The sequence below is a fragment of the Paramicrobacterium humi genome (assembly GCF_900105715.1).
GTDB lineage: Bacteria > Actinomycetota > Actinomycetes > Actinomycetales > Microbacteriaceae > Paramicrobacterium > Paramicrobacterium humi.
In genome coordinates, this window is record NZ_FNRY01000001.1 from 59,527 (window position 1) to 80,605 (window position 21,079).

The 21,079-nt window shown below is 70.4% G+C and carries 18 protein-coding genes; 8 read left to right on the forward strand and 10 right to left on the reverse strand.

What is annotated here, in order from left to right:
• Positions 1 to 29: 29 nt before the first annotated feature.
• The 8 genes from BLV49_RS00340 to BLV49_RS00375 all read right to left on the reverse strand — a co-directional run bounded on the left by BLV49_RS00340 (position 30) and on the right by BLV49_RS00375 (position 8,161).
• Positions 30 to 1,319: a S8 family peptidase gene (locus tag BLV49_RS00340; protein ID WP_245723474.1), complete on the reverse strand. Its 1,290-nt coding sequence runs from the start codon at positions 1,317 to 1,319 to the stop codon at positions 30 to 32.
• Positions 1,320 to 1,321: 2 nt separating this feature from the next.
• Positions 1,322 to 1,846 carry a DUF501 domain-containing protein gene (locus BLV49_RS00345; RefSeq protein WP_091178735.1) on the reverse strand — a complete coding sequence of 175 codons (525 nt, stop codon included), beginning with the start codon at positions 1,844 to 1,846 and terminating at the stop codon, positions 1,322 to 1,324.
• Between the two features lie 7 nt (positions 1,847 to 1,853).
• Positions 1,854 to 2,414 carry an FtsB family cell division protein gene (locus BLV49_RS00350; protein WP_091178737.1) on the reverse strand — a complete coding sequence of 187 codons (561 nt, stop codon included), beginning with the start codon at positions 2,412 to 2,414 and terminating at the stop codon, positions 1,854 to 1,856.
• Between the two features lie 67 nt (positions 2,415 to 2,481).
• Positions 2,482 to 3,762, reverse strand: coding sequence for a phosphopyruvate hydratase (gene eno, locus BLV49_RS00355; protein WP_091178739.1), 1,281 nt, complete (start codon positions 3,760 to 3,762; stop codon positions 2,482 to 2,484).
• Positions 3,763 to 3,861: 99 nt separating this feature from the next.
• A complete protein-coding gene (gene hisS, locus BLV49_RS00360; protein WP_091178741.1) occupies positions 3,862 to 5,178 on the reverse strand; it encodes a histidine--tRNA ligase in 1,317 nt (438 codons plus the stop codon).
• A gap of 13 nt (positions 5,179 to 5,191) precedes the next feature.
• Complete coding sequence (locus tag BLV49_RS00365; protein WP_091178743.1) at positions 5,192 to 5,875, reverse strand: nucleoside triphosphate pyrophosphohydrolase; 684 nt, start codon at positions 5,873 to 5,875, stop codon at positions 5,192 to 5,194.
• Positions 5,868 to 7,277: an aldehyde dehydrogenase family protein gene (locus tag BLV49_RS00370; protein ID WP_091186507.1), complete on the reverse strand. Its 1,410-nt coding sequence runs from the start codon at positions 7,275 to 7,277 to the stop codon at positions 5,868 to 5,870. Before BLV49_RS00370 ends, BLV49_RS00365 begins: the two co-directional genes overlap by 8 nt.
• A gap of 29 nt (positions 7,278 to 7,306) precedes the next feature.
• Positions 7,307 to 8,161 carry an SDR family NAD(P)-dependent oxidoreductase gene (locus BLV49_RS00375; protein WP_245723476.1) on the reverse strand — a complete coding sequence of 285 codons (855 nt, stop codon included), beginning with the start codon at positions 8,159 to 8,161 and terminating at the stop codon, positions 7,307 to 7,309.
• Between the two features lie 107 nt (positions 8,162 to 8,268).
• On the opposite strand from BLV49_RS00375, the gene nhaA reads away from it, so the two are divergent.
• Positions 8,269 to 9,600 carry a Na+/H+ antiporter NhaA gene (gene nhaA / locus BLV49_RS00380; RefSeq protein ID WP_091178747.1) on the forward strand — a complete coding sequence of 444 codons (1,332 nt, stop codon included), beginning with the start codon at positions 8,269 to 8,271 and terminating at the stop codon, positions 9,598 to 9,600.
• Positions 9,601 to 9,621: 21 nt separating this feature from the next.
• Here nhaA and mfd read toward each other — a convergent pair whose 3' ends face one another.
• Positions 9,622 to 13,236, reverse strand: a complete 3,615-nt coding sequence (mfd, locus tag BLV49_RS00385) for a transcription-repair coupling factor (protein WP_091178749.1) — start codon at positions 13,234 to 13,236, stop codon at positions 9,622 to 9,624.
• Between the two features lie 278 nt (positions 13,237 to 13,514).
• Here mfd and BLV49_RS00390 point away from each other — a divergent pair, with 278 nt between their 5' ends.
• Positions 13,515 to 14,255: a sigma-70 family RNA polymerase sigma factor gene (locus BLV49_RS00390; RefSeq protein ID WP_176980675.1), complete on the forward strand. Its 741-nt coding sequence runs from the start codon at positions 13,515 to 13,517 to the stop codon at positions 14,253 to 14,255.
• Positions 14,256 to 14,272: 17 nt separating this feature from the next.
• Here the strand turns inward: BLV49_RS00390 and BLV49_RS00395 are convergent, their stop codons facing one another.
• On the reverse strand, positions 14,273 to 15,211 hold the full coding sequence (locus BLV49_RS00395) for a glycosyltransferase family 9 protein (RefSeq protein WP_245723477.1): 939 nt from the start codon (positions 15,209 to 15,211) through the stop codon (positions 14,273 to 14,275).
• A gap of 120 nt (positions 15,212 to 15,331) precedes the next feature.
• Here BLV49_RS00395 and BLV49_RS00400 point away from each other — a divergent pair, with 120 nt between their 5' ends.
• The 6 genes from BLV49_RS00400 to BLV49_RS00425 are packed head-to-tail and all read left to right on the forward strand — an operon-like array spanning position 15,332 to position 21,068.
• Positions 15,332 to 15,868, forward strand: coding sequence for a D-glycero-alpha-D-manno-heptose-1,7-bisphosphate 7-phosphatase (locus BLV49_RS00400; protein WP_091178757.1), 537 nt, complete (start codon positions 15,332 to 15,334; stop codon positions 15,866 to 15,868).
• Positions 15,865 to 16,893, forward strand: a complete 1,029-nt coding sequence (locus tag BLV49_RS00405; RefSeq protein ID WP_091178758.1) for a glycosyltransferase family 9 protein — start codon at positions 15,865 to 15,867, stop codon at positions 16,891 to 16,893. The genes BLV49_RS00400 and BLV49_RS00405 overlap by 4 nt, the downstream gene beginning before the upstream one ends.
• Positions 16,890 to 17,897 carry a glycosyltransferase gene (locus BLV49_RS00410; protein ID WP_091178760.1) on the forward strand — a complete coding sequence of 336 codons (1,008 nt, stop codon included), beginning with the start codon at positions 16,890 to 16,892 and terminating at the stop codon, positions 17,895 to 17,897. The genes BLV49_RS00405 and BLV49_RS00410 overlap by 4 nt, the downstream gene beginning before the upstream one ends.
• The gene (locus BLV49_RS00415) at positions 17,894 to 19,120 is read left to right on the forward strand and encodes a glycosyltransferase (RefSeq protein WP_091178762.1); all 1,227 of its coding nucleotides are present in this window, start codon (positions 17,894 to 17,896) and stop codon (positions 19,118 to 19,120) included. Before BLV49_RS00410 ends, BLV49_RS00415 begins: the two co-directional genes overlap by 4 nt.
• Positions 19,117 to 19,722 (forward strand): D-sedoheptulose-7-phosphate isomerase, encoded by a 606-nt coding sequence (locus tag BLV49_RS00420; protein ID WP_091178764.1) that lies wholly within the window; start codon positions 19,117 to 19,119, stop codon positions 19,720 to 19,722. The genes BLV49_RS00415 and BLV49_RS00420 overlap by 4 nt, the downstream gene beginning before the upstream one ends.
• Positions 19,719 to 21,068: a PfkB family carbohydrate kinase gene (locus BLV49_RS00425; RefSeq protein WP_091178766.1), complete on the forward strand. Its 1,350-nt coding sequence runs from the start codon at positions 19,719 to 19,721 to the stop codon at positions 21,066 to 21,068. The genes BLV49_RS00420 and BLV49_RS00425 overlap by 4 nt, the downstream gene beginning before the upstream one ends.
• Positions 21,069 to 21,079 lie beyond the last annotated feature (11 nt).

Sequence of the window (21,079 nt, forward strand, 5' to 3'; positions counted from 1 at the left end):
CTGGATCGCAAATACGGCAAACGAGCGTACTACGACTTTCGGGCCACTCGCCTGACATGCCGGGTGGCGCCGATGGCACCGAGCACTATCAGTGTACCAGCGCCGAGAATCACCGCCGCCGGAATGCTGATATAGCGCAGGGTTTCTGGCGTCGGAAGGAAAGGATTGACGGTGTCGTCGGCCTTCGGAATCGGTGCGAGCGCCTTGACCGTCGTCTTGTCGACGGGCGGCGCTGCCGTCTCGGCCTCGGCGCGACGGTTCACGGTGATCCAGTCCTTCAGGCTGCCCATGGGGTTCGTCGTGACCGGCGCGACGTCGGAGTCGATCGCCTTCCCCACGTTGGCGAGACCATAGCCGTAGTCGGGGCTCGGAACGTCGTCGCCCTGCTGACTCGTGGGCACGGCCGTCGTGACGAGCCGGTTGATGATGTTGTCGGCATCCATGTCGGGGTATGCGGAGCGGAGCAGCGCGACCATGCCGGCGACGATCGGCGAGGCTCCGCTCGTTCCCGCCCACATGACTGGAGTGCCGTCGGCCGAGATTCCCGTCAGCTCCTCGCTCGGCGCGGAGACGCCGATCGTGATGCCTTCTGTCGACGCGTTCTGGCTCACGGTTCCCGCCTTGTCCACGCCGGCGACGGTGAGGACGCCGGGGATGGTCGCGGGAGCGCCGACGACGTCCGTGCCGCTCCCCCGGTTGCCGGCGGCGGCGACGATGACGACGTTGTGGGAGTAGGCGTACTGGAACGCCTCGTCCCAGCTCGGGTCCCACTCCTTCGCGTTCGTCGAGAACGACATGTTGATGACGTCGGCGCCATTGTCGACGGCCCAGTGGATGCCGTTGGCCACCTGATCGACGAACGACACCGTCGATCCGCTCGAGGGGAACCCGATCGAGATCGACAGCAGCGTCGCTTCCGGGGCGACGCCGAGCATCGCGCCTTCCTCACCGTTGCCGCGCCCTGCGGCGAGCGAGGCGACCCAGCTGCCGTGGTTGCGCTCCTCCTCGGAGCCGAGCGGGGTGCGGCCGTCGGAGGAGCCGACGCCCGAGACGTCGGTGCCGCCCGTCACGCCGGAGAAGTCCTTCGGGCCCTTGCCGATGCCGGTGTCCATGATCGCGATCACGGCGCCGTTGCCCTTCGTGGTCTTCCAGGCCTCCTGCACGCCGTACCCGCTGTCGAGCCAGTACTCCGCATCGCGCACGGTGGCTGCCGAGGCGGGAGCGACACCGCCGAGCACGACGGCGCCGGCGAGCGCGATGGCGGCCGCCGCGCGGGCGATCATACGCCGGCGGGCAGTCGCGTGCGGTCGCTGTGCCACTCTCAGCTGCCTTCCCTCACCTCGTCGATCGTGCATTCGCAGACCTGCGGCGACCAGTTCGCCCGCGCGAGCGCGAGGTCGCCGATCGGATTCACTCCGGGCCCGGCGGCGAGCGAGTGGGCCACGAGCGCGTGGAGGCACTTTACCCGCACTGGCATTCCCCCGGCCGAGATGCCGCTGATCTCCTCAACGTGTCCCATGCTCTCACGGTCGGCGAGATAGGCGTTATGGGCAGTTCTATACCTCTCGCGCACGTCCTCGTCGGTGGCGAGCAGCTCGTTGTACTCGTTCATCACGTGCTCGGCTTCGAGCTCGCTGACCGCAGCGGTCGCTGCGGGATGCGTCAGATAGTAGAAGGTCGGGAACGGCGTTCCGTCGCTCAGCCTCGGCGCCGTCGAGACGACCGTCGGCCGGCCGCACACGCAGCGGGCCGAAATGCCGACAACGTCCCGCGCAGGCCGTCCGAGCTGGGCGGAGACGACGGCGACATCGGTCTCGGAGACGGGGTCGAAGGGCGGAGTGGTCATCGGCGTGCTACTTCGTGTCGGTGGCGGTCGGGGTGGGGCTCGGCGTGTCCGAGGGCTGCGGCGACGTCTTCGCGTCCGATCCCTCGACGGGCGTGAAGGCGGAGGTGAGCACGGACGTCAGCAGCGACGAGGCCCAGTCGACCTTCGTCTGCGTCAGCTCGTCGCTGACGGGCTCGGTCGTGTCGGGCAGGAACGTCTCGTCGAGGTCGTTGATGACGATGAAGCTGATCTCGCCGGGGCTCACGTAGAAGAATCGCTCGCGCGCCTGCGTCTTGACGTAGCTCGGGTCGTTCCAGCGTTCACGCTCCTTCTGTAGGTCGGTGACGTCGTCTTTCTGGTCTGCGACGTCGCGCTGCAGCTGCGCGATCTCCTGCCGTTGCTCGACGAGCGCCTTGAGGTTCGGGGCGAGCACGACGACGCCGAGCACGATGAGGGCCATCATCATGAGCGAGAAGCCAGAGAAATGGATGCCGCCGAGCCAGCGTTTGCGCTCGGAGTCGTCGGCGACGGCTCGCTGTTCGGCGGGCGGGCGGGCGGCGCCGGGCGGGCGGCGGGGGCGTCGAGCCACGGCATCCTCCCTCACGGAATGCGAACGCTCCCGGTGCCTGCGCAGCACCGGGAGCGTTCAGAGCGGTCTACGCGGAGAAGCGCGGGAAGGCGGAACGGCCCGCGTACGACGCGGCCTCGCCCAGCTCCTCCTCGATCCTCAGCAACTGATTGTACTTTGCGACGCGCTCCGACCGAGCAGGCGCACCGGTCTTGATCTGGCCGGCGTTCGTGGCGACGGCGAGGTCGGCGATCGTCGTGTCCTCGGTCTCGCCGGAACGGTGCGAGAGGATCGCGGTGTAGCCGGCGCGCTGCGCGAGGGACACGGCGTCGAACGTCTCGCTGAGGGTGCCGATCTGGTTGACCTTGACGAGGAGCGAGTTGGCGGCGCCCTTGCTGATGCCGTCGGCGAGGCGCGCCGGGTTCGTGACGAACAGGTCGTCTCCGACGATCTGCACCTTCTGGCCGAGCGACGGCGTGAGGTGGGCGTAGCCGGCCCAGTCGTCTTCGGCGAGCGGGTCCTCGATCGTGACGAGCGGGTAGTTCGCGACGAGGTCCTCGTAGTATGCGGTCATCTCCTCGCTCGAGCGGTCCTTGCCCTCGAAGCGGTAGACGCCGTTCTCGAAGAACTCGGTCGAGGCGACGTCGAGGCCGAGGGCGATGTCGTTGCCGGGCGTGAACCCGGCCTTCTCGATCGCCTCGAGAATGAGGTCGAGGGCGGCGCGGTTGTGCTCGAGGTCGGGGGCGAATCCGCCCTCGTCGCCGAGGCCTGTCGCGAGGCCCTTGGTCTTGAGCAGGGACTTGAGCGAGTGGTACGTCTCGGCGCCCCAGCGCAGCGCTTCGCTGAAGGTCGGCGCGCCGATGGGCAGAGCCATGAACTCCTGGATGTCGACGCCGGTGTCGGCGTGCGCGCCACCGTTGATGATGTTCATGAGCGGCACGGGAAGCACGTGCGCGTTCGGTCCGCCGAGGTAGCGGAACAGCGGGAGCTCGGCCGAGGCGGCCGCGGCGTGCGCGACGGCGAGGCTGACGCCGAGGATGGCGTTCGCGCCGACGCGCTTCTTGTTGTCGGTGCCGTCGACCTCGCGGAGGGCGTCGTCGACGATGCGCTGGTCGGAGGCCTCGAGGCCCTCCACGGCCGGGCCGAGCTCGTCGATGACGGCGGTGACGGCCTTGCGCACGCCCTTGCCGAGGTAGCGGCCCTTGTCGCCGTCGCGAAGCTCGTACGCTTCGAAGGCACCGGTGGACGCGCCGGACGGAACCGCGGCACGGCCCATCTCTCCGTCGTCGAGCAGGACCTCGACCTCAACGGTCGGGTTGCCGCGGGAATCCAGAATTTCTCGGGCAAGTACCGCTTCGATGTATGCCACGGATGATCTCCTCTGTGCAGATTGTCGATTGGTGGAACGCCGTTGGCCCGCCGGCAAGTCTAGCCGTCCCGCGAGCAAACCTCATGGCCGATTACGGGCTCAGCCGCCGAGCGGCTTGAGCTCGAGCTCGCTCGCGACGCTGTCGCCCGCGCGCACGAAAGCGAATGCGGTGAAGCCGGCGTCGGTGACGCGATCGAGAAGGCCCTTGAGGTTCTTCACGCGCTTCTCGAGGCGCACTCGCGCGCCCGACGCGAGGAGTTGGGACTTGAGGGAGACGAGCGTCGCCGGGTCGACATCGCGGTCGTAGACGAGCACGATCTGCTCCCCCGCCGACGCCGCGTCGAGCTCGAGCAGGTCGACGATGCGGTCGAAGCCGAGCGAAGCGCCGGAGGCCGGGACGTCCTGCCCGAGGAATCGTCCGACGACGCCGTCGTAGCGTCCGCCGCCGCCGAGCGAGTAGCCGAGCTCGGGGTGGTGGATCTCGAAGATCGGGCCCGTGTAGTAGCCCATGCCGCGCACGAGGAACGGGTCGAACTGCACGAGCGGCACCGCCGTGCGCTCTGCCCCGGCGGCGGCATCCGCCTTCTCGACGGCGAGGCCGATGGCGGCGAGGTCGGCGATGACGCTCTCGTCGACGCCTGCGGGCAGGCTCGCGCGAATCTGCTCCTCGCCGAAGGGCAGCGCGTCCGCTCCGCCCTCGCGGGTCAGGAACTGCTCGAGAGCGTCGACGGCTGGCGCCGTGGCCTCGCGTTCGCGCAGCTCCGCGATCACGCCCGAGACGCCGACCTTGTCGAGCTTGTCGATCGTGATGAGCACTGACGCGTGCTCCTCGTCGGCGAACCCGAAGGCGGCGAGCATGCCCGTGAGGATGCGGCGGTCGTTGACCCGGAAGGTGAAGCCTGTGATGCCGAGCTCGCGCAGCGCCGCGGCCGTCGCGGAGAGCAGCTCGATCTCGGCGAGCGGGCCCGTCTCGCCGAAGATGTCGATGTCGCACTGCACGAACTGGCGGTACCGGCCCTTCTGCGGCCGCTCGGCCCGCCAGACGGGGGCGATCTGGATGGACCGGAACACCGGCGGCAGCTCTCCGCGGTGCGTCGTGTAGAACCGGGCGAGCGGAACGGTGAGGTCGAAGCGCAAGCCGAGATCGGCGAGCTCGGCGGTGTCGCCGGATGCCGCGGCAGCGGACAGCTGCTCGGCGGTGAGGCCGCGGCGCAGCACGTTGAACGTGAGCTTCTCGTTGTCGCCGCCGAGTCCGGCGTGGAGGCGCGTGTAGTCCTCGACGACGGGAGTCTCGATCTCGTCGAAACCGTAGCGGGTGTAGACCCCGCGGATCAGGCCGAGTGCGTGTTCCCGCTTCGCCTTGTCGGCGGGAAGGTAGTCGCGCATGCCGCGCGGCGGAGTGACGGAAGAAGCCATGGCCTCAATTCTGTCACGAGGCCGACGAGCGCCCGCTCGCGCTCCCCTCGGCCCGGCGCACGTCATCGCTCAGTCGCCGCACGGCGCCGCGCAGCGCGCGTTCCGCGTCAAGCCCGCGCGCTCGCGCGTCGCGCACGATGCCGAGCAGCTGACGGCCGAGCTGCTCTTCGTCCGCGGCGGCGTCGGGGGCGCCGGTGGAGTCGTATTCCTCGGGGAGCATGTTCGCTCGTTCGGCGCGGCCGATGACCTTGTCGGCGAGCGCGAGCGCCGGAAGCTGCGGCGGGATGCCGTCGAGAACGCTTGCGCGGTCGCGCTTCTCGGCCGATTTCGCCGCGCTCCAGAGCCGCAGCACGTCCTCGATCGTCGGCGCGTGCTCTCCGGCGAAGACGTGCGGGTGGCGGCGCACCATCTTCTCGTGGGCGACGCGGGCGACCTCGTCGAGCGTGAACGACTCTGCGGGCGTGCGGGCGGCGATCTCGGCGTGGAACGCGATCTGCAGCAGCACGTCGCCGAGTTCCTCGAGCATGGCGTCGGAGTCCGCCGCCTCGACGGCGTCGACGAGCTCATAGCTCTCCTCGATGAGGTAGGTGACGAGCGAGGCATGCGATTGCGTCTGACTCCATACACAGCGGTCGAGCACGAGGCTCATCGCCTCGGCGAGCGCGCGCATGTTCGGCAGCTCGGGCGCCTCAGGCATCGCCGGCCTGCCGTCCCGTGCGGGCGATGATCCGCCGTGCGATCGCGTTCTTCGCCGCCGTGAACGGCGGGTACAGGAGCGCCATGGTGTCGGGGCCGAGGCTCTTGGAGAGCACCGCCTTCGCGTGGCTGAACGTCGTGAACGAGCGCTCCCCATGGTAGGCGCCCATACCGCTCGCGCCGACGCCGCCGAACGGCAGACCGGGAACGCCGAGATGCGCCGCGGGCACATTGAAGCCGAGCCCGCCCGAGGACGTGTCGCGCGTGAACAGCCGGCGCACGGCATCGTCGTCGGAGAACACGTAGAGCGAGAGCGGCTTCTCGCGCGCCGTGATGAAGCTCACGGCGTCGGCGGCATCCGACACGTGCACGATCGGCAGCACGGGGCCGAAGATCTCCTCGCGCATGAGGGGCGCGTCGCGGTCGATGCCGTTCACGACGGTCGGGGCGACGTAGCGGTCGTCGACGGAGACCTCGCCGCCGATGGCCGCGTTCTCGCCCGCGAGCAGGTCGCGCATGCGCGCCGTGTGGTCAGTCGTGACCATCCGCCCGTAGTCCGGGCTTCGCGCCGGGTCGTCGCCGTAGAACTCCGCGAGCGCCTCGCGCAGCAGGGGCACGAGCGCGTCGGCCGTCGCTCGCGTCGCGAGGACGTAGTCGGGGGCGACGCACGTCTGCCCGGCGTTGAGGAGCTTCCCCCACGCGAGCCGACGCGCGGCGGTCGCGAGGTCGACCGAGTCGTCGATGAACGCGGGCGACTTCCCGCCGAGTTCGAGCGTCACGGGAGTGAGGTGCTCGGCCGCCGCCTTCGCGACAATGCGACCGACGCGCGTGCTCCCCGTGAAGAAGATGTGATCGAAGCGCTCGGAGAGCAGCGCCGTGGCGGCATCCGCTCCCCCTTCGACAACGGCGAGCGCACGCTCGTCGAGGTACACCGGCAGCAGGGCCGCGAGGGCCGCGCTCGTGGCGGGAGCGAGCTCGCTCGGTTTGAGCACGACCGCGTTTCCCGCGGCGAGCGCACCGACGAGCGGGGCGAGCATGAGCTGCACGGGGTAGTTCCACGGTCCGAGGATGAGGACGGTGCCGAGAGGCTCGAAGACGGTGCGGGCGGAGGCCGGGGCGAGCACGAGCGGGATGCTCACGCGCCGCGGTCGCAGCCAGCCTCGGAGGTGGCGAAGCGTGTAGTCGACCTCGCCGACGACGATGCCGATCTCGCTCACTTGGGCTTCCGTCGGATGCTTGCCGAGGTCGCTGTGCAGGGCGCGCTCGAGCACGTCCTGGTTGTCGATGAGCATGCGGCGCAACCCCCGCAGCTGCTCCACGCGCCACGCGTACGGCTTCGTGAGCCCTGATGCGAACGCGGAGCGCACGCGGCGCGCTTCGGCTGCGGCATCCGGCGTGTTCATCTCCTCCGTCGGCTGGGTCGTCGCTTCGCTCATCGTGCCTCCTCCGTGTCGGGGACCTCCGTGTGGGCGCGGCCTGTGAAGGCGTCCATGGACGTGTAGACGCCGAGCGCGCCGGCGACGGCGTCCCACGCGGGAGCGGGCAGCACGCCGCGCAGCGCACGCGACAGCGACACCGACCACGGCGTGTAGCGCAGCGGCGTCGCCCGCAGCATGGCGCGCCACGCCCGATCGACCGCGACGTCCGGGTCGAGAACGGGAGTGAGCAGCGGGCCGCGAGCGCCCGCGAACATTCCCGTCGCGATGTACGAGGGGCAGAACGTCGTGACGCGCACGTGGTCGGCGCCGGCAGCCGCAAGCTCGAGACGCAGTGAGTCGCTCCAGCCGACCATCGCCCACTTCGACGCCGCATACGCAGCCATGCGCGGGTTCGCGAGGGTTCCGGCGGCGGAGGCGATGTTGAGGATGCGCTTGGCCCGGCCCGCGTCCGCGATCATCGCCGGCAGCAGCTGACGGGCGACATGCATGGCGCCGAGCGCATTGACGCGCATGGTGAGGTCCGCGTCGGCGGGCTGCGCCTCCCAGAAGTAGTCGTTTCCGCGCACGATGCCCGCGTTGTTGATGAGGATGTCGGGAGCGGCGCCGTCGTTCAGGCGCGCCGTCGCGGCATCCGCCACCGCCTCCGGGCTCGCGACGTCGACGACGCGCGAGTGGATCGTCGTGCGGGAACGGGACAGCGCCGTCGCTGCATCATCGAGCGCGATCGGGTCGATGTCCCACAGGGTCACGGATGCCGCCGACTCGAGCACAGCCCGTTCAGCGTACCGGAGCCCCATGCCGGAAGCCGCTCCGGTGACGAGGACGTGCGCGTTGGCTGCGGATGACAATGGGGCCTCCCGAGGTGTGTGCATCAGCCTACGCGACCCGTATACTGAGCGACGGTGAGCCGGGAAGTCTGGTCGGCAGTTCGCTGACCGCGCCCGAGGGGATACTCATGACCGCTAACCGCACTGGCCGCACCGTTCTCGGCAGGGGCAGCTTCACCGAGGCGAAGCGCATCGGCGAGTTGCTGCGCACGGAGACCGTCGGCGGCTCCCTTCTGGTCGTCGCCGCGATCATCGCCATCGTGTGGGCGAACTCGCCGTGGGCGGATGGCTACTTCGCCGTTCGCGACATCACGATCGGATACGCCCCGCTGCACCTCGAGCTGACGATCGGCGAATGGGCGTCGGACGGTCTGCTCGCGATCTTCTTCTTCCTCACCGGTCTCGAGCTGAAGAAGGAGTTCGTCGCCGGCGACCTGCGCTCCCCCGCGACCGCGCTCGTGCCGGTCGCCGCCGCGTTCGGCGGCGTCGCGGTTCCGGCGATCATCTACACCCTCATCAACCTCGGCTCTGACCGACTGCACGGCTGGGCGATCCCCACTGCCACCGACATCGCGTTCGCCGTCGCGGTTCTCGCGATCATCGGCTCGAGCCTGCCGAGCGCGCTGCGCATCTTCCTGCTGACGCTCGCCGTCGTCGACGACCTCATCGCCATCGTCATCATCGCGATCTTCTACGCGCAGGGCGTCGAATGGGCGCCGCTGCTGCTCACCCTCATTCCCGTCGCGGTGTACGCGTTCCTGACCCACGCGTTCCCCCGCTTCTTCCGGCGGCGCAAGTGGGCGGCGTGGGCGATCCTGCTGCCGATCGGCCTCGTCGCGTGGGCGCTCCTGCACGCGTCGGGCATCCATGCGACGATCGCGGGCGTCGCGCTGGGCTTCTGCGTGCCCGTGCTGCGCAGCCGGAAGCACGGCGGCCCCGAGGCGGGTCCGGGTCTGGCCGAAGTGCTCGAGCACCGGCTGCGTCCGCTCTCCACGGGGTTCGCGGTGCCCGTGTTCGCGTTCTTCGCCGCCGGTGTCGCGATCGGCGGTCCCGAGGGCTTCCTCGAGGCGCTCACCGACCCCGTCATGATCGGCATCACCGCCGGCCTCGTTCTCGGCAAGCCCATCGGCATCACCCTCACGACGTGGGTGCTCACCCGGTTCACGAAGGCGCGCCTTGACGACTCTCTCGCGTGGATCGATGTGATCGGCATGGGCTTGCTCGGCGGCATCGGCTTCACCGTCTCGCTTCTCGTGGCCGAGCTGAGCTTCGCGCACCCGAGCCCACACATCGACCATGCGAAGATCGCCATCTTCACGGCATCCGTTCTCGCCGCCCTGCTCGCCACGGTCGTGCTGCGCATCCGCAACCGGCACTACCGGCTCATCGCCGAGCAGGAGACCGTCGACGCCGATGAGAACGGCGTCCCCGACGTGTACGAGAAGCGCGACGACAGCTGACGTCGCGGCTCGCGTCGCCGGTCAGCTCGTCGAGGTCGCCGGCTCACGCTCCTTCAGCGGGAGGATCGCGTCGAGCAGCTGTCGCACCCACTGGATGAGCTCGGCGTCGGGCATGGGCTCGCCGTTCGGCTGCGGCATGGGCACCACGAGGGCGTTCGCCTGCGACAGCAGTTTGGCCTTCGGGTACATGCGCCGAAGGCGCGCTTGGATCGAGTCGGGCAGGTCCACGGGCGCCAGCCGCAGATTGCTTCCCATCGCGACGAGGTCGCTGAGGTTCGATCGCTGTGCGCGCTGGCGCAGCTTCGTCACCTCGACGAGCGCTGCGACTCGCTCCGGCAGGGGCCCGTAGCGGTCGGTGAGCTCGTCGATGACGAGCCCGATCTGGTCGTCGGCGGCAGTCGGCGCCGCGGCCGCGGAGAGCTTCTGGTAGGCCTCGAGTCGCAGCCGCTCGCTGTCGATGTAGTCCTCGGGGATGTGCGCGTCGACGGGCAGCTCGAGTCGCAGCTCGGTCTGCCCTTCGGCGACGTCTCCGCGGAATGTCGACACGGCCTCGCCGATCATCCGCAAGTACAGGTCGAAGCCGACGCCGGCGATGTGTCCGGCCTGCTCCCCGCCGAGCAGGTTTCCCGCTCCGCGGATCTCGAGGTCCTTGAGCGCCACTTGCATTCCGCTGCCGAGCTCGTTGTTCGCCGCGATCGTCTCGAGCCGGTCCTGCGCAGTCTCCGAGAGCGGCTTGGTGCCGTCGTAGAGGAAGTACGCGTAGGCGCGCTCCCGGCCGCGGCCGACGCGCCCGCGAAGCTGGTGCAGCTGGCTCAGCCCGTACTTGTCGGCGCGATCGATGATGATCGTGTTCGCGTTCTGGATGTCAAGCCCCGTCTCGATGATCGTCGTGCACACGAGCACGTCGAACCGGCGCTCCCAGAAGTCCACGACGACCTGCTCGAGCGTCGACTCCGAGAGCTTGCCGTGCGCGATGGCGATGCGCGCCTCGGGCACGAGCTCGGCGAGGTGTGAGGCGACGCGATTGATGCTCGACACGCGGTTGTGCACGAAGAACACCTGCCCCTCGCGCAGCAGCTCCCGCCGGATCGCCGCGGCGACTTGCTTGTCGTTGTCGGGGCCGACGAAACTCAGAATCGGATGCCGCTCCTCGGGCGGCGTCGCGAGTGTGGACATCTCCCGGATTCCGGTGACAGCCATCTCGAGCGTGCGCGGAATCGGCGTCGCGCTCATCGCGAGCACATCCACGTTCGTCTTGAGCTTCTTCAGCGCGTCCTTGTGCTCGACGCCGAATCGCTGCTCCTCGTCGACGATGACGAGACCGAGGTCTTTGAACAGCACGCTGTCGGACAGCAGCCGGTGGGTTCCGATGACCATGTCGACCGTGCCGAGAGCGAGCCCGTCGATGACCTCGCGGGCTTCCTTGTCGGTCTGGAAACGGCTGAGCGCGCGCAAGTGCACCGGGAACCCGGCGAAGCGCTCCTGGAATGTCTCGGCGTGCTGCTTGACGAGCAGCGTCGTGGGCACGAGCATGGCGACTTGCTTGCCGTCCTGGATCGCCTTGAACGCGGCGCGCACGGCCACTTCGGTTTTGCCGAAGCCCACATCGCCCGACAGCAGGCGATCCATCGGGATCGGACGCTCCATGTCGCGCTTGACTTCGTCGATCGTGGTCAGCTGATCGGGCGTCTCGGCGAACGGGAACGCGTCCTCGAGTTCGCGCTGCCACGGCGTGTCCTGCCCGAACGCGTGGCCCTTCGACGCCATGCGGGCGGCGTAGAGCTTGACGAGCTCGACCGCGATGTCGCGCACGGCCTTCCGTGCGCGACTCTTGGCCTGAGACCAGTCGCTTCCGCCCATCTTCGACAGCTGCGGGGACTCGCCGCCTACGTAGCGCGTGAGCAGGTCGAGCTGGTCGGTCGGCACGAGAAGCTTGTCGCCCGGGTACCCGCGCTTCGAGGGCGCGTACTCGAGAACGAGGTACTCGCGCACCGTCTTCACCGGGTGCCGTCCGCCGCTCGAGACTTCGCGCTTCGTCATCTCAACGAACCGGCCGATGCCGTGCGTCTGGTGCACGACGTGGTCGCCGGCCTTCAGCTGCAGCGGGTCGACGACGTTCTTGCGCCGTGTCGCGAGCTTCTTGACGGCGCGTGAATCATAGCCGACCGCGCGGCCGTAGAACTCGGCCTCGCCGAGAACGGCGAGCTGGATCTCCGGCAGCTCGAAGCCGCTCTCGATCACGGCGTGCACGAGGTAGACGACGCCCGCGTCGGGCTCGTCCGGGAATTCCTCGACGATGCGCGCGGGAATGCCGCGCTCACTCAGCACGTCGAGGGCGCGCTCGACGAGGCCCTGCCCCTGCGCGGCCACGAGGACCGTCCAGTCGGCGCGCCGTCTTTCGTCGACGTGCTCGATGGCGCCGTCGACGTTGCCCTGGAAGCTCGGCACAGCGTCGGCAGCGACGCGCACGGCCATGATCTCCTCGAGCTCGAGCTCTTCCGGCAGCACCTCGGGCCCCTGCTGGAAGGGGCTGAACGTCCACCACGGCTGCTCTGCCTTCGTCTCGCCCGGTCGAGAGAACTTGACGGCGTCCTTCAGCTCGCTCAGGCTGATGAACTCGCCGCTCCCGAGATCGATGGGCGTCTGGGCGCCGGCCGTCGCCGCGCTCCACGCGGCCTCGAGGAACTCCCGGTTCGTCTCCGAAAGGCTGATCGCACGGTTGGCGACGCGCTCAGGCGACATGACCGCCACACCCGTGCCCGCCGGGAGGTAGTGCTCGATCGTGACGAGACGCTCGAGCAGAGCCGGTGCGAGCGACTCCATCCCTTCGACGGGGATTCCCTGCGCGATCTTCTCGAGCATCGTCGAGAGGTTCGGGAACTCGGGCATCATCTCCGCGGCGCGCTGCCGGACGCTCGGCGAGAGCAGCAGCTCCCGCGCAGGCAGGAGGCTGACGGACTCGATGGTCTCGGTGCTCGAGCGCTGGTCGGCGACGGAGAACGGCCGGATCTGGTCGACCTCGTCCCCGAAGAAGTCGACGCGCACGGGGTGTTCCGCCGTCGTCGGGAAGACGTCGAGAATGCCGCCGCGCACGGCGAACTCCCCGCGCCGGGAGACGAGGTCGACGCGCGTGTAGGCGAGGTCGATGAGGGCGGTCGTCACCGCGCCGAGGTCGTGGCCGCGGCTGCCCACGCGAAGCGTGACGGGTTCGATCGCGGTGAGGTCGCCGGCGATCGGCTGGAGCGCCGCACGCACCGAAGCGACAATCACGAGCGGCTTCTCACCCTGCCACGTCGACATGCGCCAGAGAGCGTCGATGCGCTTGCCGACGATCTCCGAGCTCGGGCTGAGCCGCTCGTGCGGCAGCGTCTCCCACGCGGGAAACGGCACGATCTCCGCGTCGGGAAGGAGGCTCGGCAGCGACTGCTGAATGCTCTCCGAGTCGCGACCCGTCGCTGTGACGACGAGAACCGCCGGCGGGAGGCCCGCGGCGCGTCGCCGCTCGACGAGCGCAGCGAGAAGCGGAAGCCGCGCACCGTCCGTCACCGAGAAGTCGGCGTCCTGCGCCGAGTAGCTGAGGGCCGTCGCGAAGCTGGAGTCCCGTGCGAGCGCATGGGTGAGGCCCTGAAGTTTCACTCGAGCATTCTATGCGCCGTCCCTGACACGACGGGGTGGACGGCGAGTTCGCGCGAACACCACTTGCCCCCTGCACGGGGCACACGCGCCTACTCGACCTCCGCACTTCTCACAAGGGGTTGAGCAGTAGTAGAAGCGGTGATTCGGTGAGGACTGTACTTCCCGTCGACATCCAGGATCGTCGACGCGGCTCTGCAAGAGAACGGGGTGGAATCTTGACTGTCGTCACCGCAATGCCGTCGGTTCCTGTTCCCACGGCTGAAGCATCGGAACGCAACGTGCTGGACCGGTCGAACGCGCAAGTGGTCTCGCACCTGGACGTCGCGGAGGCGATCGCCCGCCGTTTCACGGGCGGCTACCGCGACATCGACGATCTCCGGCAGGTTGCGTTCCTCGGGCTGGTGAAGGCGGCGCGCCGCTTCGACCCTGACCGGGGCGATGACTTCGTGTCCTTCGCCGTGCCGACCATCACGGGTGAACTCAAGCGCCATTTGCGGGACAAGGGCTGGATGGTCCGCCCGCCGCGGCGAGTGCAGGAGCTTCGCCTGCGCATCGCGAAATCGAGCGACCGGCTCGCGCAGCAGCTGCGCCGGGACCCGCTACCCGAAGATTTCGCCGCGTCTCTCGACGTGAGTCGCTCCCAAGTGCGCGAAGCGCTCGACGCGGGAAACAGCATGCGTCCCGTTTCTCTCGACTCTCCGACGCACGACGACGGCGACCCGATCGGCGCGTTTCTCGCCGACACCGGCCGGCTGTTCGACCGGGCCGACGTGCGCGCGATGCTCGCTCCTGCTCTCAAGCGGCTCGCCCCGCGGGAGCGGCACATCGTGTACTTGCGCTTCTACCGTGAGATGACGCAGCAGGAGATCTCAGAGGTCGTCGGCGTCACCCAGATGCAGGTCTCGCGCCTTCTCACGCGCACTCTCCAGGAGCTCCGAGCCGCGCTGTCCGAGGCGAGCCCCGTGGTGTCACTCCGGCCGGTCGTCGACGACCGCGACGGCGAGCGCCGCAGCGCGTGACGCACGTGCGGCGTGTTCTACCGACGCTGTCGCGGGAGATCCGCGACAGCCGCGAGGACGTCGGCGACCGTGACGGCGAGAAGCGCGGGGTCAGGCTCGGCCGAGAACGTCTCACCGCGCCGAGCGGAAGCGTCGGTCAGCACGATGTGCGGGCCGGGAGGCGGACCCCACTCCTCGGGCGGCGCGGGGCCGAAGAGCACGACCGAGGGGATGCCGTAGGCGGACGCGAGGTGCGCCGCCCCCGTGTCGGCGGAGACTACGAGCTCGGCGTCGGCGATCTCTGCGGCGAACTCGTCGAGGCGCATCCGTCCCGCGAGCACGCTCTCGTCGGAGAACCCGGCGCGCCGCGCGACCTCGAGAGCGCGCGGTCGCTCGGCCTCACTGCCGGTGAAGACGACCTGCCGACCATCGCTCGCGAGAGCCTCCGCGACCCGGGCGAACCGGGAGACCGGCCATCTGCGGGAACCGTAGAACGCGCCGACGTGCACGACAGCGGCGCCGCTCACGGGCGCGGCCACGACGGGTCGCTCGATCGCGACGTCGTCGGGGTCGCCCGGCATCCCGAACGCCTCGACGAGGCGAACCCAGCGTCGCCTCTCGAGGATGCCGTCGAGCCAGACGGGGCCGTCACCGTCGTGCGAGACGACGCTGCGCGCGCGCAGCGCGGTTATGACGCCTCGACTCTCCGGTCCGTTCCCGTGCATGTTGATGGCGGTGTCGATGCGTCCCGGCGCGATCGGCAGGAGCTCGTCGAGACCCGGTGTCGGATGCAGCGCGTCGACTCCTCCGACAAGCTCCACGATCGGTCGCAGCCACTCCGGCATCGCGAGAATGAGCCGGTGCTCCGGCCGCGCACGCCGCACGGCGTGGATCGCGGGAACGGCGACGAGCAGGTCACCGAGCTTCAGGGCGCGGAGAACGAGCAGTTCGGGAGCGTCAGGCGCGGCGTCGGTCACGTCCCTCACTTTCACAGAAGCGACGCCGTTGTGCCAAGTACGCCGCGCAGAAGCCTGAGAAGAAGCAGAGCATGCGACAAACCGGGTTTGCCTGTCGGCCGCCTCGGGAAAGAAGCAGGAATGACGTCACTCACCGCACCGGCCGCCGTGCTGTTCGACCGCGACGACACGCTCATCGTGAACGTGCCGTACAACGGCGACCCCGAGGCCGTCGTGCCGATGCCGACGGTGCGCACGGCGCTCGACAGGCTGCGGGCCGCGGGCGTGCGCCTCGGCGTCGTCACGAACCAGTCCGGCATCGCCCGCGGCATCATCACGAAAGAGCAGGTGGATGCCGTCAACCGCCGCGTCGAGGAGCTGCTTGGTCCCTTCGATGCGTGGCAGGTCTGCCCGCATGGTCCCGACGACGCGTGTCGCTGCCGCAAGCCGCTCCCCGGTCTCATCACGGATGCCGCGCGGGATCTCGGCCTCGACCCTGACCGTGTGGCCGTGATCGGCGACATCGGCAGCGACATGGAGGCCGCCGCGGCGGCGGGCGCCCGCGGCATCCTCGTGCCCACTCCCGTCACGCTTCCGGCCGAGGTCGCGTCCGCCCGCGAGGTGGCGGCGACTATCGACGAGGCGGTCACCGCGCTGCTGCCGAGGAGAGACCGCTGATGCGTGTGCTCGTGGCGCGGCTCGACAGCGTCGGCGATGTTCTCCTCTCCGGTCCGGCCGTGCGCGCCGTCGCCGCAGGGGCCGACGAGGTGTGGATGCTGTGCGGCCCTCAGGGCGCGCCGGCCGCCGCGCTGCTGCCCGGCGTCGACCGCGTGCTCACGTGGGCCGCCCCGTGGATCGTGTCCCCGGCGCCCGCGTTCACTCCGGAGAGCGCGCGCGAGCTTCTCACCGTCCTCGACGACTGCCGACCGGATGCGGCCGTGATCCTGACCTCCTTCCACCAGTCGCCCCTTCCGCTCGCCGCGCTGCTCCGCCTCGCCGGGGTGCCGCGCATCACGGGCGCCTCCGTCGACTACGCGGGCTCGCTCCTCGACGTGCGGCTCAAGCCCGGCGAGGACTTCCCCGAGGACCAGCCCGAGGCGATCCGCGCGCTGCGCATCGCCGCGGCCGCCGGATTCGCCGCTCCCGCCGACGATCGGCTCGCCCTGACCGGCATCCCCGAGCGCTCCTCGGCGGCGCCGGAGGGCCGCTACGTCGTCGTCCACCCCGGCGCGTCCGTGCCCGCGCGCGAGTGGCCCGCCGCGCACCACGAGCGGCTCGTGGCCGAGCTCGCGAGGCGCGGAAACACTGTCGTCGTCACGGGGACGCCGGCCGAGACCGCGCTGACCGCGCGCGTCGCGGGCCGCCACGGAATCGACATCGGCGGGCGCACCGATCTGCGGGAGCTCGCGGCCGTGCTCGCGGGCGCCGACGCCGTGATCGTCGGCAACACGGGGCCCGCGCACCTCGCCGCCGCGGTCGGCGTGCCCGTCGTGAGCCTGTTCTCGCCCGTCGTCCCCGCCGCGCGGTGGGCGCCGTGGCGCGTGCCGTGCGTCGTGCTCGGCGATCAGGATGCCGCGTGCCGCGGCAGCCGCGCCCGCGACTGTCCGATCGCCGGGCACCCGTGTCTCGCGAGCGTGCAGCCGAGCGAGGTCGCCGACGCGTGCGAGAGCCTCATCGCCGAGTCGGAAGGAGCGCTGCTGTGAACATCCTCTTCTGGCATGCCCATGGTGGTTGGGCCGACGCGTTCGTGCGCGGCGAGCACCGCTACCTGCTGCCGACGACACCGGACCACGGGCCGTTCGGGCTCGGCCGGGCGGGTCGCGATTGGCCCGACACCGCGATCGAAGTCTCACCCGACGAGCTCGCGGACGCCGACGTCGACGTCGTCGTGCTGCAGCGACTCGAGGAGCTCGAGTTCGCCGAGCAGTGGCTCGGCCGTCGCCTCGGTCGCGACGTCGCCGCCGTCTTCGTCGAGCACAACACGCCGAAGGGCGACGTGCCGCATTCGGTGCACCCGCTCGCCGATCGCTCCGACATCACGATCGTGCACGTCACTCACTTCAACGCGCTCATGTGGGACACGGGCCGCGCGCCGTCCCTCGTGATCGAGCACGGCGTGCCCGATCCGGGACCGCTGTACACGGGTGAGCTCGAGCGCTTCGGCGCCGTCATCAACGAGCCCGTGCGCCGGGCGCGCGTGAGCGGCACCGATCTGCTCCCTGACTTCGCCCGGGTCTCGCCCGTCGACGTGTTCGGCATGGGCGGCGACGATCTGACCGAGCTGCTTCCCGCGCACGCGGATCGCATCACGTGGGCCGGCGATCTGCCGACGAAGACGCTGCACGCCGAGCTCGCGAGGCGCCGCGCCTACCTGCACACGACCCGGTGGACCTCGCTCGGCCTCTCCCTCCTTGAGGCCATGCACCTCGGCATGCCGGTCATCACGCTCGGCACGACGGAGGCGTTCCGCGCGGTCCCGCCCGAGGCGGGCGCCGTCTCCGCCGACGTCGTCGAGCTCGCGCGAGCGGCGCGGCTGCTGGTCGACGATCCCGACGAGGCCAGGCGACGCGGCGCGGTCGCGCGCGCGTTCGCGCTCGAGCACTACGGGCTGCCCGCGTTCCTCGACCGCTGGAGCGACGTCCTCGACGACGTCGTCGGGAGCGTGCGGCGCCGATCGACATCACCGATAGAGAGGACCGTCCCATGAGAGTTGCGATGATCTCGGAACACGCGAGCCCGCTCGCCGTGCTCGGCGGCGTCGACGCGGGAGGACAGAACGTGCATGTCGCCGCGCTCTCCCTCGCGCTCGGCAGGCAGGGCCACGAGGTGACCGTCTACACGCGACGCGATGATCCGGCCCTCCCCGACCGCGTGCCCATGGGGCCCGGCGTCGAGGTCGTGCACGTGAACGCGGGGCCCATCGAGCCGATCCCCAAGGACGAGCTCCTGCCCTATATGGGCGAGCTCGCCGACGGCGTCGTCGCCGACGGGCGCGCGACGCATCCCGACGTGCTGCACAGCCACTTCTGGATGTCGGGCGTCGCCGCCCTCGACGCCGCCCGGAGGCTCGACGTGCCGATGCTGCACACGTTCCACGCCCTCGGCGTCGTCAAGCGCCGCCATCAGGGCGCCGACGACACGAGCCCGCGTGAGCGGCAGTGGCTCGAGCCGCGCGTCGGCCGTGAGGCGGACGGCGTCATCGCGACGTGCTCCGACGAGGCGTTCGAGCTCAAGGCGCTCGGGGTGCCGCCCGGGCACATCTCCGTCGCGCCGTGCGGGGTCGACCTCGACACGTTCACGCCCGACGGTCCCGTCGCCGAGCGCGGTCGCGCACACCGGATCATCACGGTGGGGCGCCTCATCAAGCGCAAGGGCTTCGACACCGTCATCGAGGCTCTCGCGCGCATGCACGCCGACGCCGAGCTCGTCATCGTCGGCGGTCCGGGCGATGCGGAGACGACGATGACGGATGCCGAGGCGCATCGCCTGCACGAGCTCGCCGTCGCACGCGGCGTCGCCGACCGCGTCGTCTTCGCGGGCCAATTGAGCCGCGAGGACATGCCGGCCATGCTGCGCTCCGCCGACGCCGTCGTGTGCGCCCCCTGGTACGAGCCGTTCGGCATCACGCCGCTCGAGGCGATGGCGTGCGGTGTTCCCGTCGTCGCCGCGGCGGTCGGCGGCCTGACGGACACGGTTCTCGACGGGGTGACGGGCCGGCTCGTGCCCCCGAAGGACGCCGCGGCTCTCGCGGACGCGCTCACGGACCTCGTCACCGACCCGGCGACGGTCCGCGCCTTCGGCGTGGCCGGGCGCGAGCGCGTGGAGTCGCGCTATTCCTGGAACCGCATCGCCGCCGACACGGCCGAGACCTATCGCCTGGTCGCGGGTGCCCGCAGCGGCCACGCCCACGTCACGGGGGTGCGGTCATGACGGTGGAGCAGACAGTGCCGCGCAGCCCCGTCGATCGCCACCTCAGCGCGCTTCGACCCGTGCTCGAGGCGCTCGAGTCGGAGTCAGGGCGTCTCGAGCGCTGGGGCCGCACGCTCGCCGCGCGCCTCATGCGCGGAAACCGCATGCTCGCGGCGGGGAACGGCGGCTCCGCGGCGGAAGCGCAGCACTTCACGGCCGAGCTCGTGGGCCGGTTCGACGGCGAACGCCGGCCGTTCTCCGCGATCGCCCTGCACGCCGACACGTCGGCGGTGACCGCGATCGGCAACGACTACGGCTACGACGAGGTGTTCGCACGCCAGGTCACCGGCCACGCGCGGCACGGAGACGTCGTCGTGCTGCTCTCCACGAGCGGCGCGAGCCGAAATCTGCTGCTCGCTGCGCAAGCGGCGACGGCCTCGGGCGCCACGACGTGGGCGCTCACGGGCGAGCGCCCGAACCCGCTCGCGGGCATCGTCGACGACTGCGTGTGCCTTCCCGGCCCCGCAGCGAACGTGCAGGAGGCGCAGCTCGTCGCCGTGCACGCCATCTGCCGCGCCTTCGATGCCGCGGTCGCCGAAGCGGGAGAACGGAGAGCACAATGAGGATCGTCGTCGTCGGAGATGTTCTGCTCGACCGGGATGTCGCGGGAACGTCGGAGCGCTTGAGCCCCGACGCCCCGGTCCCCGTCGTCGACGTGTGCCATGCCACGCGCCGCGCGGGCGGCGCGGGACTCGTCGCCACCATGCTCGCCGCCGACACGGACGTGCGCCTCGTCACGGTTCTCTCCGACGACGACAACGCGGACGAGCTGCGGTCTGCTATCGAGGGGATCACCGTCATCGCCGGACCCTCCGGGGCACCCACGCCCGTCAAGACGCGCGTGAGCTCGTCGGGGCACGCCGTCGTGCGCCTCGACGAGGGCTGCGAGCCCGCTCCCGTCCCCGACGTGACCGAGGCCATGCTCGCCGAGATCGCGAACGCCGACGTCCTGCTCGTCGCCGACTACGGACGCGGGCTCACCGCGAACGAACGATTGCGCGACGCGCTGACCGAACGCGGCCGCACGGTGCCCGTCGTCTGGGACCCGCACCCGAAGGGCGCCGCACCCGTCTGCTCGAGCGCCGTCGTGACGCCGAACCTGTCCGAGGCCGCCGCCTCGGCAGGGCTCCCTGTCACGCTCGACACCGCGTTCGAGGCGGGCCGGGTGCTGCGCGACCGCTGGGAGTGCGCTGCCGTCGCGGTCACCGTCGGCGAGCGCGGCGTCGTCGTCACGAGCGATGACGCGCTTCCCGTGCACGTTCCCGCTCCCGCCGTCGGCGAGGTGGATCCGTGCGGTGCAGGGGACCGCTTCGCGGCATCCGTCGCCCTTGGCCTCGCTCGAGGCGACGACCTCACCGCGGCCGTCGGCCGAGCCGTCACCGAGACCGGGCGGTTCTTGCGCGACGGTGGCGTCGCGTCCCTCGACACGGCGTCTGTGCCGCTGCGCAGCCGGGTCGAGGACGCGTTCCTCGTGGCACGCGACACGCGAGCGGCCGGCGGCACCGTCGTCGCGACGGGCGGCTGCTTCGACCTGCTGCACGCGGGACACGCGCGCACGCTCGCGGCCGCGCGCGATCTCGGCGACTGCCTCGTCGTGTGCCTCAACTCCGACGACTCCGTGCGGCGGCTCAAGGGACCTGAGCGTCCCATCATGACGCAAGCGGACCGCATCGACCTGCTCTTGTCGCTCGCGTGCGTCGACGCGGTGCTCGTCTTCGACGAGGACACTCCCGAGGCGGCGCTGCGCCGGCTGCAGCCCGACGTGTGGGTGAAGGGCGGCGACTACAGCGCAAGCTCTCTGCCCGAGGCCGCTGCCCTCGCCGAGTGGGGCGGCCGCGCCGTGACGGTTCCGTACCACCCGGGCCGCTCGACCACCCGACTGGCAAGCGCGATCGAGCGCGTCAGCTGATTCGACACAGA

Bases quoted from the DNA above. Each gene is read 5' to 3' on its own strand.
- BLV49_RS00345 (WP_091178735.1), bottom strand. From the start codon at position 1,846: ATGACCACTCCGCCCTTCGACCCCGTCTCCGAGACCGATGTCGCCGTC.
- hisS (WP_091178741.1), bottom strand. From the start codon at position 5,178: ATGGCTTCTTCCGTCACTCCGCCGCGCGGCATGCGCGACTACCTTCCC.
- BLV49_RS00365 (WP_091178743.1), bottom strand. From the start codon at position 5,875: ATGCCTGAGGCGCCCGAGCTGCCGAACATGCGCGCGCTCGCCGAGGCG.
- BLV49_RS00370 (WP_091186507.1), bottom strand. From the start codon at position 7,277: ATGAACACGCCGGATGCCGCAGCCGAAGCGCGCCGCGTGCGCTCCGCG.
- nhaA (WP_091178747.1), top strand. From the start codon at position 8,269: ATGACCGCTAACCGCACTGGCCGCACCGTTCTCGGCAGGGGCAGCTTC.
- BLV49_RS00400 (WP_091178757.1), top strand. From the start codon at position 15,332: ATGACGTCACTCACCGCACCGGCCGCCGTGCTGTTCGACCGCGACGAC.
- BLV49_RS00415 (WP_091178762.1), top strand. From the start codon at position 17,894: ATGAGAGTTGCGATGATCTCGGAACACGCGAGCCCGCTCGCCGTGCTC.
- BLV49_RS00420 (WP_091178764.1), top strand. From the start codon at position 19,117: ATGACGGTGGAGCAGACAGTGCCGCGCAGCCCCGTCGATCGCCACCTC.
- BLV49_RS00425 (WP_091178766.1), top strand. From the start codon at position 19,719: ATGAGGATCGTCGTCGTCGGAGATGTTCTGCTCGACCGGGATGTCGCG.